The organism is Micromonospora sp. MA102 (assembly GCF_025460765.1).
Classification (GTDB): domain Bacteria; phylum Actinomycetota; class Actinomycetes; order Mycobacteriales; family Micromonosporaceae; genus Micromonospora; species Micromonospora halotolerans.
This window is the reverse complement of the sequence record NZ_JAMWEG010000001.1, coordinates 502,619-518,191: the sequence shown is the minus strand read 5'-3', so window position 1 is coordinate 518,191 and position 15,573 is coordinate 502,619. Positions and strand designations below refer to the sequence as shown.

Below are 15,573 nucleotides of genomic sequence, written 5' to 3'. Positions count from 1 at the left end.
CGGGCGGGGGCGGGACGAAACGCCCATCGGTGGCTCCACCGGGGGCGGCCGGCCGGCCACTACCGTGGGCTGATGGCCGCCCTGAGCTTCGACCGCCACCGCGCCGAGATCGTCGCCCAGAGCGACCTGCTCCGCACCCACCTCGACGGCGCCGACCTGACCACGCCCGTCGCCTCCTGTCCGGGCTGGAACGTCGGCCAGCTGGCCCGGCACCTCGGCGGCGGGCAGCGCTGGGCGGCCGAGGTGGTGCGCACGCGTGCCGAGCGGCCGCCGTCGGACACCCACTTCCGCGACCTGTCCCCGTACGCCGACGAGGAGCCGGCGGTGGTCGGTCCCTGGCTGGTGGAGGGCGCCGCCGCGCTGGCCGACGCGCTCGGCGCGGCGGGGCCCGACGTGGCGACCTGGACGCCGCTGGCGGTGCCGGCCGCGGGGGTGTTCTGGGCGCGGCGGTTCGCCAACGAGACGCTGCTGCACCGGGCCGACGCCGCCCTCGCGCTGGGCGTGGACTTCGCCGTCGACCCGGCGATGGCGGTCGACGCGCTGGACGAGTGGATGGAGCTGGGCTCCCTGCCGCAGATGCTGGACTTCTATCCGCACCGGCGCGACCTGCTCGGCCCCGGGCGCACCCTGCACCTGCACGCCACCGACGTGCCCGCCGGGCTGGGCGCCGAGTGGCTGGTGGACCTCACGGGGGACACCGTCGCGTGGCGGCGGGCGCACGAGAAGGCGGCCGTGGCGGTCCGTGGCCCGGTGACCGAGCTGCTGCTGATGGTCTACCGGCGGCGTCCGGTCGACCCGGCGGTGGTCGAGGTCCTCGGCGACGGGAAGCTGCTGGACCTCTGGCTGGCGAGCGTCGCGTTCGGCTGAGCGTCGGGCCGGGGTCGGCTCAGCGGTCCGGCTCGGTGGTCTGCTCCCACAGCGACTTCATCTCGTCGAACGCCTGCTCCATGATCTGCACCATGGACCGGCGGGCCGCGTCGCCGTCGCGGCGCTGCAGCGCGGAGGCCACGTCGGCGTGCAACTGCAACGCCTGCTGGTCGGGGTGGTGCGGCATGAGGTGGTAGTGGTGCCGGCCGGTGAGCACCTCGGCGACCAGTTCCCGCAGCTTGCCGAACATCTCGTTGCCGGAGGCGGCGAGGATTCGCCGGTGGAACTCGATGTCCAGGCGCAGGAAGCGGTCCTCGTCCCCGGCCTGCCCGGCGGCCCACATCTTCGCCGCGATCCCGACCAGGTCGCTCGCGTCGTCGGGGGAGATCCGGCGGGCGGCCAGCCAGGCGGCGTGCGGCTCGACCGCGGTCCGCAGCTCGGTGATCGAGCGGAGCTGGGCCATCCTTCCGGCGGAGGCCAGCCGCCAGCGGATCACCTGCGGGTCGAAGACGTTCCACGCCTCGGCGGGGCGGATCAGGACACCGACCCGGCGGCGCGTCTCGATGAGGCCCATCGAGGCGAGCACCCGGAGGACCTCGCGGATCACCGACCGGGAGACCGCGTACCGCTCGACGAGTTCGTCGATGTTGAGCACGGAGCCGCCGGCCAGTTCGCCGCCGCAGACGGCCGTGCCGAGTTCGTCGAGCACGCGGGCGTGCAGCCCGGTCTCGCCCCCGGAGGAGGAGTGATCCACGCGTCGGAGCATATCAGTGAGGGAACAACCCTTGAATAAGTCAGCTTTTTCGGCCTAGCATCCCGTGGTTAAGCGGACGTTACAGCGTTGTGGCGCTCTTCCCCCGGGGCGGCGACCACGAGAAAAGGAGAGATGACGTGCGACGTCGATCGATATTCGGTACGTCTCTGGCCGTGGTTGCCGCCATGGGTCTGGCCGCCTGCGGCGGCGGTGGCGACGACAGCGGCGCGTCCAAGACGGTGCGCGTGACCCTGGCGAACCACGTGTGGACGGAGAACATCAAGGCGGCCCTGCCCGAGTTCGAGAAGCAGACCGGGCTCAAGGTCGAGATCACCCAGCTCGGCGAGGACCAGCTCTCCGACCAGTACAACGTCAAGCTCAACGCCGGCTCGTCCGACCTCGACGTGATGATGTACCGCCCCCTCCAGGAGGGGAAGCTCTTCGCCAAGAACAAGTACCTGGCCGACCTGTCCGACCAGGTCAAGTCCAACAAGGACTGGGATTACTCCGACTTCCAGCCCAGCCCGGTCGAGGCCACCACGTACGAGGGCAAGCCGGTGGGCGTGCCGATCATCACCGAGCAGGAGGTCCTCTACTACCGCAAGGACCTGCTCGCCAAGGCCGGCCTGAGCGCCCCGCCGAAGACCCTCGACGAGCTGAAGGCCGCCGCCACGAAGATCAAGGCCAGCGTTCCGGGCACCGCGGGCTTCGTGGCCCGGACCGGCAAGTCGCCGGCGGTCACCCAGTTCTCCAGCTTCCTCTACAGCTTCGGCGGTGACTTCGTCGACGGCAGCGGCAAGGCGAGCGTCAACAGCGACGCCGCCAAGCAGGCGTACGCCTTCTACGGCGGCCTGATCAAGGACTCGGGCCCGGCCAACGTCAGCACCGACATGAGCTGGCCCGAGGCGATGGCCATCTTCACCCAGGGCAAGGCCGCCTTCTACACCGAGGCCAACTCGCTCTACAAGAACGCCACCGACCCGGCCAAGTCCAAGGTGTCCGACACCGTCGGCTTCGCGCCGTTCCCGGCCGGCCCGGCAGGCTCCAAGCCGTACAACATCCCCTCCTGGGCGCTGGGCGTGAACGACGCCTCGAAGAACAAGAGCAACGCCTGGAAGTTCATCGAGTGGGCCACCGGCAAGGAGCAGACCCTCGCTCAGCAGAAGGCCGGCGTGCCGGGGGCCCGTACCTCGGTCTGGGCCAATCCGGAGGGCACCGCGAACTACCCGAAGGACCTGGTCGAGGCCATCACCGCGAGCACCAAGGACGGCGTCGCCCACGACCGGCCCGTGGTCGTGAAGGTGGGCCAGGCCCGCGAGCTCGTCGGTCAGCCGATCGTCGACGCGATCACCGGCAAGGACGCGGCGGCCGCGGCCGACACCGCCAACGAGGCCTTCCAGAAGTTCCTGGACGACGAGGCCAGGTAAGCCGCGCGCGGGTGGCGGGGCGGACCGCCCCGCCACCCGCGTACCCCGTCGGCCCGCCCACCCCCGGGAGATCCCCATGGCAACCGTCACCACCCCCCGCCGCGCGCCCGGTGGCGCCGGCGTCATGCCCGACACGCCCGGCTGGGCGCGCTGGGCCAACGACCACCGCAAGTGGCTCTTCGCCGCGCCGGCCATGACCTTCGTCGCCGCGCTGATCGTCATCCCGCTGGTCTGGACCGGCTGGCTCAGCCTCACCGACGCCGAGGGGTCGGTCCGCGCCGAGAGCGAGTTCGTCGGCCTGCGGAACTACCTCGACGTGCTGTCGGACACCGACCGGTTCTGGCCGGCCGTCGGCCGCACCGCCGCCTTCACCGTCGTCGCGCTGCTGTTCGAGGTGGTGCTCGGGATGGCGGTCGCGCTGCTGCTGTGGCGGCCCTTCAAGGGCCAGAAGTGGGTGCGCGTCGCCATCCTCATGCCGCTGGTCGCCACCCCGGTCGCGGTCGGCATGATGTGGCGGCTCATCTTCGACCCGAACATCGGCCTGGCCAACCAGGTGCTCGGCTGGTTCGGCATCGGCCCGCAGCCGTGGCTCGCCGGCCAGCACTCCGCGCTGCCCACCACCATCTTCATCGACGTGTGGCAGTGGACCCCCATGGTGGTGCTGATCCTGCTCGCCGGGCTGACCTCGCTGTCCGACGAGCCGCAGGAAGCGGCCCGGATCGACGGCGCCAGCACGTGGCAGCGCTTCCGGCACGTCACGCTGCCGCTGCTCATGCCCACCGTGGTGGTGGCGGTCCTGCTGCGCGGCATCGACGCGCTGAAGACCTTCGACATCCTCTACGCCACCAAGGGCCGCGGCGGCGGTTCGTTCCACGAGGTGGAGACCTTGAACGTGTACGCCTACGGGCTGAGCTTCGACTACAACGAGTACGGCGTCTCCTCCACCGTCCTCATCCTCTTCTTCCTGATCATCATCGGGTCGATGTGGGCCCTGACCGCCCGGCGCAAGGAGGCCAAGCGATGAAGCCGCGTCCCGCGTACCGGGTGTTCCGGGTGGTGGCCCTCGTCGTCGTGGTGCTGGCACTGGTCACGCCGCTGCTCTGGATGATCGCCGCGTCGTTCAAGACCAACGTGGACATCTACGACACCGGCAAGGCGCTCGTCTTCTCGCCCACCCTGGACAACTACGCGACAGTGCTCAAGCAGTCGCACTACGTCCAGTTCATCGGCAACAGCCTGTGGGTGGCGTTCGCCGCCACCGTGCTGTCGCTGCTGCTCGGCGTGCCGGCCGCGTACTCGATGAGCCGGTTCAACATGAAGAAGTCGGCCCTCGTGGTGCTGATGGCCCGGGTCATCCCCGGCGTCTCGCTGCTGGTGCCCTGGTACTACGTCTTCTCGAACCTGAAGCTGGTCGGCGGCTTCACCGTGCTGATCCTCAGCCACATGTTCGTCTCGCTGCCGTTGATCGTCTACATCATGATGGGCTTCTTCGACGGCCTGCCGGAGGAGCTGGAGGAGGCGGCGCTGGTCGACGGCCTCACCCACATCGGCGCGTTCCGCCGGATCACCCTCCCGCTGTCCGTGCCCGGCATCGCCACGGCCGGCATCCTGTCCTTCATCTTCTCCTGGAACAACTTCATGTTCGCCCTGGTCCTCTCCGGCGCGGACACCAAGACCCTGCCGGTGGCGATCTTCGACTTCGTCGGGTACGCCAGCATCGACTGGGGCGGCCTCATGGCGGCAGCCACCGTGGTGACCCTGCCGATCATGGTGATCGCCCTGTTCGTGCAGAAGTACGTGGTCTCCGGCCTGACGGCCGGCGCGACGAAGGGCTGAGCACCGTGACCACCATCGTGCGCGTCGAGACCTTCCTGGTGGCGCCCCGCTGGCTCTTCGTCCGGGTGGAGACCGACTCGGGGATCGTCGGCTGGGGCGAGGCCACCTGCGAGGGCCGCTCGGAGACCGTCCGCGCCGCCGTCGAGCAGCTCGCCGAACTGCTGGTCGGCCGGGACGCCCTGCGCATCGAGGACCACTGGCAGGTGCTGACCAAGGGGTCGTTCTACCGGGGCGGGCCGATCCTCGCCAGCGCCGTGGCCGGCCTCGACCAGGCGCTCTGGGACATCGCCGGCAAGCACTGGGGCGCGCCCGTGCACCAGCTGCTCGGCGGCCCGGTCCGCGACCGGATCCGGGTGTACGGCTGGGTCGGCGGCGACGAGCCCGGCGAGGTCCGCGACCAGATCGGCGCCGCCCTCGACACGGGCCTGACCGCGGTCAAGATGAACGCCTCCGGCCGGATGAGCGCCGTGGCCTCGGTGGCCGAGCTCGACGCCGTGGTCCAGCGGGTGGCCGCCGCCCGGGAGGTGCTCGGCGACCAACGGGACGTCGCGGTCGACTTCCACGGCCGGTTCAACCTGGCCAGCGCCCGCCGGGTCGCCCCGCTGCTGGAGCCCTACCGGCCGTTCTTCCTCGAGGAGCCGGTGGTGCCGGAGAACTCGCACCTCATCGGGGAGTTCGTCCGCTCCACCACCACGCCGGTGTCCACCGGGGAGCGGCTCTACAGCCGGCAGGAGTTCCTGCCGGTCCTCCAGGCCGGCATCGCGGTCGCCCAGCCGGACCTCTCGCACGCCGGTGGCATCACCGAGGTCCGCAAGATCGCCGCGCTGGCCGAGGTGTACGACGTGCAGCTCGCCCCGCACTGCCCGCTCGGTCCGATCGCCCTCGCGGCCTGCCTCCAGGTCGGCTTCGCCACCCCGAACTACCTGATCCAGGAGCAGAGCATCGGCATCCACTACAACCTCGGCGCCGAGGTGCTCGACTACTGCCTCGACAAGACGCCACTGACCTTCGTGGACGGGTACGTCGAGCGACTCACCGCCCCGGGTCTGGGTATCGAGATCGACGAGGCGGCGGTGCGCGCCGCCGACAAGCGCGGCCACGCCTGGCGCAGCCCCCTGTGGCGGCACCGGGACGGCTCCTACGCGGAATGGTGACCATGACCCTCGACCTCACCGCCGAACTCACCGCCACCCGCCTGCTGGCGGTCATCCGCGGCACCGACCCGGCCGCCGCGATCGCCACCGGCACCGCCCTGCTCGCCGAGGGCGTCCGCGTGGTCGAGGTGGCCCTGACCACGCCCGGCGCGCTGGACGCCATCGCCGCGATCCGGGCCGCCGCCCCGCCCGGTTCCCTGGTCGGCGCGGGCACCGTGCTCACGCCGGCGGCCGTCGCCGACGTGGCCGCGGCCGGCGCGCAGTTCGTCGTCACCCCGGCCGTCGTCGACTCGATCGGCGAGGCGGCCCGCCGTGGGCTGCCGGTGGCCGCCGGTGCGCTCACCCCGACCGAGGCGTACGCGGCGGTCCGGGCGGGAGCCGCCGCCGTGAAGCTCTTCCCGGCCTCGCTAGGCGGCCCGGCGTACCTCAAGGCGCTGCGCGACCCGTTCCCGGACATCCCGTTCGTCGCGGTGGGCGGGGTGGGGCTGGCCGAGCTGCCCGGCTACCTCGCCGCCGGGGCGATCGCCGTGGGCGTCGGCGGCCCGCTGGTCGGCGACGCCGCCTCCGGCGGCGACCTCGACGCCCTCCGCGCCCGCGCCCGCGCCTACCTGGCCGCCGTCGCATGACCGGCGTTCCACCCCGCACCCCGGCGGTGACCGGCCTCGACCTGCTCACCTTCGGCGAGGCGCTGGTCTCGCTGCGGTCGACCGGGCCGCTCACGACCGGTGGCCCGCTCACCCCGCACCTGGCCGGGGCCGAGGCCAACGTGGCGATCGGGCTGGCCCGGCTCGGTCACCGCGCGGCCTTCGCCGGGCGGGTCAGCGACGACGAGCTGGGCGGCTTCCTGCTGCGCCAGCTCCGCGCCGAGGGTGTCGACGTGACCCACGTGGTCCGCGACCCCGGGCGCCCCGCCGGGCTCATGTTCCTGGAGCGGCGCACCGCCGACCTCACCCGGGTGCTCTACCAGCGGGCCGGCTCGGCCGGGTCGGCGCTGGGCGTCGACGACCTGCGGCCCGCCCTGGCGGCCGGCGCCCGGGTGCTGCACCTCACCGGGATCACCCCGGCGCTCTCCGCGGGCGCGCGGGAAGCCGCCGGATGGGCGGCGGAGACCGCCGCGCGGGCCGGGACGCTGGTCTGCCTGGACGTCAACCACCGGGCGAAGCTGTGGTCCCGGGACGAGGCGCGGGCCGTGCTCACCCCGCTCGCCGGGCACGCCTCGGTCGTGGTCGCCTCGGCCGACGAGCTGGACCTGGTCGGCGCGCCCGGCGCGGACGAGGAGACCGTGGTGGCCGGGCTGCTCGCCCGGGGCGTGTCGACCGTGCTCGTGAAGCTCGGCGGCGACGGCGCCCGGGCGTACACCCCTGACGGCCGCCGGGACGAGGCGGCGCTGCCCGTGACGGCGGTCGACACCGTCGGCGCGGGGGACGCCTTCACGGCCGGCTACCTCTCCGGCCACCTGGACGGGCTCGACCTGGCCGGGCGGCTGCGCCGCGCGGTCACCCTCGGCGCCTTCGCCGTCGCCGGAGCGGGCGACTGGGAGGGCCTGCCGCGCCGGGACGAGCTGTCCCTCCTGGACTCCCGGCAGCCCGGCGACACCCTTCGCTGACCCACCCCGAGAAAGGCATCCGCGTGAAGATCGTCGCAGCGGACGTGATCGTCTCCAGCCCTGACCGCAACTTCGTCACCCTCAAGATCACTACTGACGAGGGCCTCACCGGGCTGGGCGACGGCACCCTCAACGGCCGGGAGCTGGCCGTCGCGTCCTACCTGGCCGACCACGTCGTCCCCCTGCTGATCGGGCGCGACCCGCACCGCATCGAGGACACCTGGCAGTTCCTGTACCGGTCGGCCTACTGGCGGCGCGGGCCGGTCACCATGGCCGCCATCGCCGCCGTCGACGTGGCGCTCTGGGACATCAAGGCGAAGGCCGCCGGGATGCCGCTCTACCAGCTCCTCGGCGGCGCCTCCCGGACCGGGATCATGGCCTACGGGCACGCGTCCGGCCGCGACCTGCCCGAGCTGTTCGACTCCATCCGCGCGCACCTGGAGCTGGGCTACCGGTCCATCCGGGTGCAGACCGCGGTGCCCGGCATCAACGCCGTGTACGGCGTCGCCGCCCAGCCCAGCATCGACGGCAAGCGGTACGACTACGAGCCCGCCCAGCGCATCCCGCTGCCCGCCGAGGAGGACTGGGACACCCGCGCCTACCTGCGGCACCTGCCCGCCGTGTTCGAGGCGGTCCGCGGCGAGTTCGGCCCCGAGCTGCCGCTGCTGCACGACGGCCACCACCGGATGACCCCCATCCAGGCCGCGAAGCTGGGCAAGGCGCTGGAGCCGTACGACCTGTTCTGGCTGGAGGACTGCACCCCGGCGGAGAACCAGGAGGCGTTGCGGCTGGTCCGCCAGCACACCACCACCCCGCTGGCCATCGGCGAGGTCTTCAACACCGTGTGGGACTACCAGACGCTGATCCGCGACCAGCTCATCGACTACGTCCGGTCCGCGGTCACCCACACCGGGGGCATCACCGCCATGCGCAAGCTGCTCGACTTCGCGGCCCAGTACCAGATCAAGTCCGGCATCCACGGCCCCACCGACATCTCGCCGGTCGGCATGGCCGCCGCGCTCCACCTGGACCTGGCCATCCACAACTTCGGCATCCAGGAGTACATGCAGCACGGCCCGCTCACCAACGAGGTGTTCCGGCAGTCCTTCACCTTCGCCGACGGCTACCTGCACCCGGGCGACCAGCCCGGCCTCGGCGTGGAACTCGACGAGGAGGCGGCCGCCCGCTTCCCGTACCAGCCGGCGTACCTGCCGTTCAACCGGCTCAAGGACGGCACCGTCCATGACTGGTGACCGGCCGCCCACCCGGCACGTCGTGGTGATGGGCGTGTCCGGCGCGGGCAAGACGACGGTGGCCCGGGGCATCAGCGAGCTGACCGGCCTGCGGTTCGCCGAGGCCGACGAGTTCCACTCGGCCGCCAACGTGGCCCGGATGCGCGCCGGCGTCCCGCTCGACGACGCGGACCGCTGGCCGTGGTTGCGCGCCCTGGCCGGGTGGATGGCGGACCGGCACGCCGAGGGGGTCTCCACCGTGCTGACCTGCTCGGCGCTGAAGCGCGCGTACCGGGACGTGCTGCGGCAGGGGCCGGCGGAGGTGGAGTTCCTGCACCTGGACGGGACCGCCGAGCTGATCCGGGACCGGCTGGACCGGCGGGTGGGACACTACATGCCGGCCAGCCTGCTGGACTCGCAGCGGGCCATCCTGGAGCACCTGGAGCCGGACGAGGCCGGTGTGGTGCTGGAGGTGGCGGCAGCGCCGGACGAGCTGGTCCGGGCGGCGGTGAGCCGGCTCCGTCTGCCGGTGCGCACCGGGGTCGCCGGCGCCTGACGGGCACCGGCGGGCCGGCGGGGCGGACCCCGCCGGCCGGCGGTCAGTCGGGATGCGCGTCCAGATAGACCCAGCGGCCGTCCTCCCGGACGAACCGGCTGTGCTCGGCCACGGTGCCGGGCCGGCCGGCCTCCCGGTAGTGCGCGCGGAACCGGACCGTGCCCTCGGTGTCGAACAACCCGCCCCGGCCCGTGTCGAGCACCTCCAGCCGGGTCCACCGGGTGCCCGGGTCCAGCTCCAGCCGGGACGGGCGGGTGGTCGAGTGCCAGGTGCGCAGCAGGTGCGCGGCATCGCCCACCGCGAAGGCGCTGTACCGGGAGCGCATCAACGCCTCGGCGGTCGCCGCCGCCGAGACGCCCCGGTGGACCGGGCCGCAGCAGTCCGCGTACGGCAGGCCGGAGCCGCACGGACAGGGTCCGCTGGTCGGATCGTCCGCGCTGGCGCGGGCACCGCGTTTCGCCACCCGCTCATTCTCGCCGACGGCTCACCGGCCGCTCGTCCGGGCCGTCCGCCGGTTGCCGAACGACTCCATGGTGGTGGCCTTCTTCGCCGGCGCCCGCGTCTCCGCTACCCGGCGCGCCTCGGCGGCGCGGTCGGCGGCCTTCTTGACGGTGGTCGCGTGGGCCGTACCCTTGGCGGCCGGCGCCTTCTTCGCCGTGGTCCGCGTGGCCGGTGCCTTCTTCACCGTGCTTCTGGTGCCGGGCGCCTTCTTGGCCACAGCCTTCCTGGCGGGGGCCTTCGTCGCCACGGTCTTCCTGGCGGGCGCCTTCTTCGCCACGGTCTTGCTGGCGGGCGCCTTCTTGGCGGCGGCCTTGGTGGCCGGTGCCTTCTTCGCCGCCGTGGCCTTCTTCGCGGCGACGGCCTTGGCGGTGGGCCTGCGGGTGGGCGTGGCGGTGGCGGCCGAGGTGGCCTTCTTCCGCGCCGCCCGCGCGGTGGTCGGGGTCGGCTTCCCGCCGGGGGTCTTGGCGGCGCTCGCCCCGGTCGCCCGCTTGGTGGCGGTCGCGACCTTCTTCGCCGCCGCCTTGTTCGGCATCGGGGCCTTGCGCGCCCCGGTGGCCTTCCTGGCGCTGCTCGGTCTGGTGGCCGCCTGGGCCATCGGTCCTCCTCGCGGTCCGCCGCGGCCCGGACGGGTGCGTCCGGCGACGTCGGGCCGGCCGGCCCGCGCGGCGCGCGTGTCTTCCCGCCGCGTCGGTGGTCAAACACGCGATGGATTGGCCCAATGAAACGTGCGTGGATCGGCACTGCCGGTGGGCCGATCACCCGCCTAGCGTGGGATCGGCAACAGCGAACGAGAGGACCTGGACGACCATGACGACAGTTGACATGTGGTTCGACCCGCGCTGCCCGTGGGCCTGGAACGCCTCCCGCTGGCTGCTGGAGGTGGAGCGGGTCCGCGAGGTCCGGCTCCGCTTCCACGTGATGAGCCTGTCCCTGCTCAACGAGGGGCGCGAGGGGCTGGAGGAGTGGTACCGGGAGTGGCTGAAGCCGGGCCTGGGGCCGGTCCGGGTCTGCGTGGCCGCCGCGCAGAAGTGCGGCCCGGAGGTGCTGCGCGACCTCTACACGGCGCTGGGCGAGCGGATCCACCACGAGCGCGCCCCCATCGGCCGGGAGCTGTACGTGGCCGCGCTGACCGAGGTCGGCCTGCCCGTCGACCTGGCCGACGCCGCGGAGACCACCGATCACGACGAGGCCCTGCGGGCCAGCCACCAGGCCGGGCTGACCCCGGTCGGCGAGGACCTCGGCACGCCGACCATCCACGTCACCGGCGCCGACGGGCGGCTGAACGCCTTCTTCGGGCCGGTGGTGGCGCCCATCCCGCGCGGCGAGGACGCCGGCCGGCTCTGGGACGGGGTGCTGCTGGTCTCCGGCACCGCCGGGTTCTTCGAGCTGAAGCGGGCGCGGACCCGCCGGCCGATCGAGCGTTGACCGTGTCCGGCCGCCTGCTGCCCGCGCCCGGCCCGGCCCGGACGCTCGCCCTGGCCCAGCTGGCCAACTCGGTCGGCGACGGCGCCTTCCTCGTCACCTCCGCGCTCTACTTCACGCAGGTGGTGGGCCTGTCACCCGGCCAGGTCGGGCTCGGGCTCTCCGCCGGCTGGGCGGTAGGCCTGCTGGCCGGCGTGCCGGCCGGCCACGCCGCCGACCGGCGCGACGCCCGCCGGGTCGCCGTCGGGCTGGCCGCGGCCACCGCGCTGGCGGTCGCCGCCTTCCTGCTGATCCGCCAGCCCGCCGGGTTCGTCCTGGTGGCCTGCCTCTACGCCGGCTGCCAGACCGCGCTGGCGGCGGTGCGGCAGGCGCTGCTGGCCCGGCTGGTCGAGCCGGAACTGCGGACCGGGGTACGGGCGCGGTTGCAGTCGGTGGCCAACGCCGGGCTCGGCCTGGGCGCGGCGCTCGGCGGACTGGCGCTCTGGGCGCACACCGCCGGGGCGTACCGGTCGGTGCTCCTGCTCGACGCGGCGGCCTTCCTGACCACCGCGGTGCTGCTGCGGCGGCTTCCCGCCCGGCCCGGCCCGGCGGCCCCGGCCGCGGCGGCCGGCGGGCGCCTCGCGGTGCTCCGGGACCGGCGGTACGCGCTGCTCACCGCGCTGAACGCGGTCCTCATGCTGTACCTGCCGCTGCTCAGTCTCGTGCTGCCGCTCTGGGTGGCCCGGCGCACCGCGGCGCCGGCCTGGCTGGCGGCGGCCCTGCTGGTGGTCAACACGGCGGCGGTGATGCTCGCCCAGGTGCGGGTGGCCCGGCGGGTGACCGACCCGGCCGGCGCGGTGCGTGCGCTGCGCCGGGCCGGCGCGGCCATGGTCGTCGCCTGCGCGCTCTTCGCCCTGTCGGCCACCGCCACCGGGCCGTGGCCGGCCGCGGCGCTGCTGCTGCTCGGCGCGGGCGCCCAGGTGTACGCCGAGATGGCGCACGGCGCCGGCGCCTGGCAGCTCAGCTTCGACCTGGCCCCGGCCGACCGGCACGGCCTCTACCAGGGCTTCTTCGGCGTCGGCGTGCCGCTGGCCCGGATGCTCGGCCCGGTGCTGCTGACCTGGCTGATCGTCGAGGGGGGCGGACCGGGCTGGTTGGCCTTCGCCGCCCTCTACGCCACCGCGGCGACCGCCATCGGCCCGGCGGTGCGGGGCGCGGGCCGACCGGCCCCGGCGCCGGCGGCCGGCTGATCGGGCGCTCAGGACGCGGGCAGCTCCACAGGCAGCGGCACCGGCCGCTTCGCCACCCGGTCGTCGCCGGAGGAGCGCCCGCGCAGGTGCCGGCCCAGCCAGGGCACCAGGTGCCGCCGGGTCCAGGCCAGCTCGGCGCGGACCGCCTCCCGCCGGGGCCGGCGGGCGGCCACCGGCAGGGGGCGCGACCACGAGTCGTCGTAATCGGGCAGCCCGGCGGTGTGCGCGAGCGCCGCGGCGATCCGCTCGTGGCCGGCCGTGTTGGCGTGCAGCCGGTCGTCGCTCCACAGTCGGGGGTCCGACGCCACCGGGTGCGCCCCCAGGTCGAGCAGGGTGGCCCCGGTCTCGGCGGTGGCCGCCCGGACCGCGTCGTTGAGCGCCAGCACCCGGCCGCGCAGCGGGCGGGCCAGCGGCATCACCGGCGCCGGGTCGGGCAGGGTGAAGGTGAGCACCGTGGCGCCCTGGCCGACCAGCGCGCGCTGCATGGCGCGCACGTCCTCGACCACCCGGTCGGCGTCGAACGACGGTCGCAGCACGTCGTTCATGCCGGCCACCACGGTCGCCAGGTCGGGGGCCAGCTCCAGCGCCACCGGCAGCTGCTCGCTCCGGATCCGCGCGGTGGTGCGGCCGCGGATCGCGAGGTTGGCGTATTCCAGGCCGCCCTGCGCGCGGGCCACCGCGAGGGCGAACCGGTCGGCCCAGCCCCGGTAGCCGCCCGCCCCGTCCGGGTCGTCCAGGCCCTCGGTGGTGCTGTCGCCGATCGCCACGTACCGCCGCCACATCATGCGCGCCAGCCTACGAAATTCGCCGCGGTCGGTTTCGGGGACAGCGCCGGCGCGCCGCGGCCGCTAGCGTGGTGCGGGACATGAGCCCGACCCAGCGCCACCTCGACCCGGATCAGGTCCGGCGCTACGTGGCGGCCTCGCTCGGCTCCACCCCCGGGGTGACCGACTGCGGGCCGCTGACCGGCGGCGGGTTCGCCGCCGTCTGGTGGGCGACCCTCGACGACGGGCGGGCCGTGGCGCTCAAGGTGGGCCCGCCGCCGCACGTGCCGCTGCTGCGCTACGAGCGGGACATGATCGGCGCGGAGGCGCGCTACCTGCGGCTGGTCGCCGCGCGGGCGCCCGCCGTGCCCGTGCCACCCCTGCTGCACCACGGCCGCGACCCGGTGCTCGGCGACTGGCTGCTCACCGGCCTGCTGCTCGGCCGCACCCTGTGGGACCTGACCCGGGCCGGCGCCGAGGTGGCCGCCGTCCGGGCCGAGTTCGGCCGGGCGCTGGCCACGCTGCACGGCGTCACCGGCGACCGCTACGGCTACGACGGCGACCGGGCCAGCGCACCCACCTGGCGCGGCGCCTACACGGCGATGCTCGACGACCTGCTCGCCGACGCGGCGGACTGGGCGGTGCCGCTGCCCGTCCCGGCGGCCCGCATCCGCGAGCTGGTCGACCGGCACGCCGCCGTCCTCGACGCGGTGCGCCGCCCGGCGCTGCTGCACTTCGACGGCTGGGCCGGCAACGTCCTCGCCCTCGACGATCCCGACGGAAGGCCCCGGCTCACCGGGCTTGTCGACGGCGAGCGCCACCTCTGGGGCGACCCCCTGCTGGACCTGGTGTCGCCGCTGCTGTTCCGGCGTGCCGAGGACGAGCCGGACGACCCCCTCGTGCGGGCCTACCGGGCGGCCGCGCCGTTCCCGCTGGACGCCGGGGCGCGCCGCCGGCTGGGGCTCTACCGGCTGCACCTCTACCTGCTGATGACCGTGGAGATGCCCAGCCGGGGCATCACGGCCGAGTCCGACCCGGGGCGGGTGGCCCGCCTCGCCGAGCTGCTCGACGCCGAACTGTCCGACCTGGACCGGCCCTGACCGCTCAGAGCCAGCCGGAGCGCCGGAACAGCCGGTGCAGGGTGACCGCGGCCGTCGCCATGAGCAGCAGCGCCCCCGCGTAGCCGTAGCGCCAGCCCAGCTCCGGCATGTGCGCGAAGTTCATCCCGTAGACGCCGGCCACCGCGGTCTGCGTCGCGGCGATCGCCGCCCAGGCCGCGATCTTGCGCATGTCGTTGTTCTGCTCGACGGCCAGCTGCGCCAGCCGGGACTGGAGGATCGAGTTGAGCAGGTCGTCGTACGAGCCGATCCGGTCCACCGCCCGGGTGAGCCGGCTCTCCACGTCGGCGAACCAGCGGTGCAGCCCCGGCGGCGGGCCCTCGCCCCGCTGCTCCAGCAGCGCGCGCAACGGCGCCTGCAACGGCAGCACCGCCCGCTTGAACTCCACCACCTCCCGCTTGAGCTGGTAGATGTGCTGGATGTCGGCGTCCCGCTCGCGGGCGAAGACGGTCTCCTCGGCGCGCTCCAGGTCCCGCTCCAGGTGCCCGGCGACCTCCAGGTAGAGGTCGACCATCCGGGCGCAGACCGCGTACGCCACCGCCCACGGCCCCTCGGCCAGCAGGCCCGGCCGGCGCTGCACGTCCTCCCGCACCGGGGTCAGCGCGCCCGTCGCGCCGTGGCGGACGGTCAGCGCGAACCGGTCGCCGAGGAACACCATCACGTCGCCGGTGTCGATCACCTCGGAGGTGGCGGTCAGCTCGGTGTGCTCGACGTAGCCCGCCGTGCGCAGCACCAGCAGCGTCACGTCGCCGTGCCGCTGGACGGTGGGCCGGTGCCCGTCGGCGAGAGCCTGCGCCACGGCCAGCTCGTCCAGCCCGAAGGTCCGCCCGACCGCGGCCATCACGGCCGCGCCCGGCTCGTGCAACCCGAGCCAGACGAACGCCCGCCGAGTGCGGCGGGCCCGTTCGTACGCGTCGGCGTAGTGCGGCCGGCCCGGCTCCCGCCGGCCGGCCACGTAGATCGCGCAGTCCACCACGGCGTCCGGGTTGGCGCGGCGGGGCACCGGCCCGGTGGCCTCGCCGGCGCGGCCGAGCAGGCGGGTCAGGAGGCCGGGTATCAGTCGCCCGCCCCACCGGGTCCGTGTCGCCGACCGGCCCACCGCACACC

Annotated in this window: 17 protein-coding genes; 12 read left to right on the top strand and 5 right to left on the bottom strand. The window is 74.1% G+C overall.

Going from position 1 to position 15,573, the window contains the following annotated elements; translation table 11 throughout:
- Positions 1-72 precede the first annotated feature (72 nt).
- Positions 73-867: a maleylpyruvate isomerase family mycothiol-dependent enzyme gene (locus tag NFX44_RS02515; protein WP_262281827.1), complete on the top strand. Its 795-nt coding sequence runs from the start codon at positions 73-75 to the stop codon at positions 865-867.
- Positions 868-886: 19 nt separating this feature from the next.
- On the opposite strand, the gene NFX44_RS02510 is transcribed toward NFX44_RS02515, so the two are convergent.
- Positions 887-1,621, bottom strand: a complete 735-nt coding sequence (locus NFX44_RS02510) for a FadR/GntR family transcriptional regulator (protein ID WP_262281826.1) — start codon at positions 1,619-1,621, stop codon at positions 887-889.
- A gap of 185 nt (positions 1,622-1,806) precedes the next feature.
- On the opposite strand from NFX44_RS02510, the gene NFX44_RS02505 reads away from it, so the two are divergent.
- The 8 genes from NFX44_RS02505 (at position 1,807) to NFX44_RS02470 (ending at position 9,432) form a co-directional block, all read left to right on the top strand.
- A complete protein-coding gene (locus NFX44_RS02505) occupies positions 1,807-3,048 on the top strand; it encodes a sugar ABC transporter substrate-binding protein (RefSeq protein ID WP_262281825.1) in 1,242 nt (413 codons plus the stop codon).
- Between the two features lie 76 nt (positions 3,049-3,124).
- On the top strand, positions 3,125-4,072 hold the full coding sequence (locus tag NFX44_RS02500) for a carbohydrate ABC transporter permease (protein WP_262281824.1): 948 nt from the start codon (positions 3,125-3,127) through the stop codon (positions 4,070-4,072).
- Positions 4,069-4,884: a carbohydrate ABC transporter permease gene (locus NFX44_RS02495; protein WP_262281823.1), complete on the top strand. Its 816-nt coding sequence runs from the start codon at positions 4,069-4,071 to the stop codon at positions 4,882-4,884. The genes NFX44_RS02500 and NFX44_RS02495 overlap by 4 nt, the downstream gene beginning before the upstream one ends.
- Before the next feature lie 5 nt (positions 4,885-4,889).
- Positions 4,890-6,038, top strand: coding sequence for a galactonate dehydratase (dgoD, locus tag NFX44_RS02490; protein ID WP_262281822.1), 1,149 nt, complete (start codon positions 4,890-4,892; stop codon positions 6,036-6,038).
- 2 nt (positions 6,039-6,040) lie between these two features.
- A complete protein-coding gene (locus NFX44_RS02485; protein ID WP_262281821.1) occupies positions 6,041-6,664 on the top strand; it encodes a bifunctional 4-hydroxy-2-oxoglutarate aldolase/2-dehydro-3-deoxy-phosphogluconate aldolase in 624 nt (207 codons plus the stop codon).
- On the top strand, positions 6,661-7,644 hold the full coding sequence (locus tag NFX44_RS02480; RefSeq protein ID WP_262281820.1) for a sugar kinase: 984 nt from the start codon (positions 6,661-6,663) through the stop codon (positions 7,642-7,644). Before NFX44_RS02485 ends, NFX44_RS02480 begins: the two co-directional genes overlap by 4 nt.
- Positions 7,645-7,667: 23 nt before the next feature.
- A complete protein-coding gene (manD, locus tag NFX44_RS02475) occupies positions 7,668-8,897 on the top strand; it encodes a D-mannonate dehydratase ManD (RefSeq protein ID WP_262281819.1) in 1,230 nt (409 codons plus the stop codon).
- Complete coding sequence (locus tag NFX44_RS02470) at positions 8,887-9,432, top strand: gluconokinase (RefSeq protein ID WP_262281818.1); 546 nt, start codon at positions 8,887-8,889, stop codon at positions 9,430-9,432. The genes manD and NFX44_RS02470 overlap by 11 nt, the downstream gene beginning before the upstream one ends.
- Before the next feature lie 43 nt (positions 9,433-9,475).
- On the opposite strand, the gene NFX44_RS02465 is transcribed toward NFX44_RS02470, so the two are convergent.
- Both NFX44_RS02465 and NFX44_RS02460 read right to left on the bottom strand, forming a co-directional pair.
- A complete protein-coding gene (locus NFX44_RS02465; RefSeq protein ID WP_262281817.1) occupies positions 9,476-9,895 on the bottom strand; it encodes a YchJ family protein in 420 nt (139 codons plus the stop codon).
- Positions 9,896-9,916: 21 nt separating this feature from the next.
- A complete protein-coding gene (locus NFX44_RS02460; RefSeq protein ID WP_262281816.1) occupies positions 9,917-10,528 on the bottom strand; it encodes a histone H1 in 612 nt (203 codons plus the stop codon).
- A 212-nt stretch (positions 10,529-10,740) separates the two neighbouring features.
- On the opposite strand from NFX44_RS02460, the gene NFX44_RS02455 reads away from it, so the two are divergent.
- On the top strand, positions 10,741-11,358 hold the full coding sequence (locus NFX44_RS02455) for a DsbA family protein (protein WP_262281815.1): 618 nt from the start codon (positions 10,741-10,743) through the stop codon (positions 11,356-11,358).
- Between the two features lie 2 nt (positions 11,359-11,360).
- Positions 11,361-12,584, top strand: a complete 1,224-nt coding sequence (locus NFX44_RS02450) for an MFS transporter (RefSeq protein ID WP_262281814.1) — start codon at positions 11,361-11,363, stop codon at positions 12,582-12,584.
- 8 nt (positions 12,585-12,592) lie between these two features.
- Here NFX44_RS02450 and NFX44_RS02445 read toward each other — a convergent pair whose 3' ends face one another.
- Entirely contained in the window at positions 12,593-13,369 is a 777-nt protein-coding gene (locus NFX44_RS02445) for an SGNH/GDSL hydrolase family protein (RefSeq protein WP_262281813.1), read from the bottom strand.
- 80 nt (positions 13,370-13,449) lie between these two features.
- Between NFX44_RS02445 and NFX44_RS02440 the strand changes: the two genes are divergently transcribed.
- A complete protein-coding gene (locus tag NFX44_RS02440) occupies positions 13,450-14,448 on the top strand; it encodes a fructosamine kinase family protein (RefSeq protein ID WP_262281812.1) in 999 nt (332 codons plus the stop codon).
- Between the two features lie 4 nt (positions 14,449-14,452).
- On the opposite strand, the gene NFX44_RS02435 is transcribed toward NFX44_RS02440, so the two are convergent.
- Positions 14,453-15,565, bottom strand: a complete 1,113-nt coding sequence (locus tag NFX44_RS02435; protein WP_262281811.1) for a magnesium and cobalt transport protein CorA — start codon at positions 15,563-15,565, stop codon at positions 14,453-14,455.
- Between the last annotated feature and the right edge of the window lie 8 nt (positions 15,566-15,573).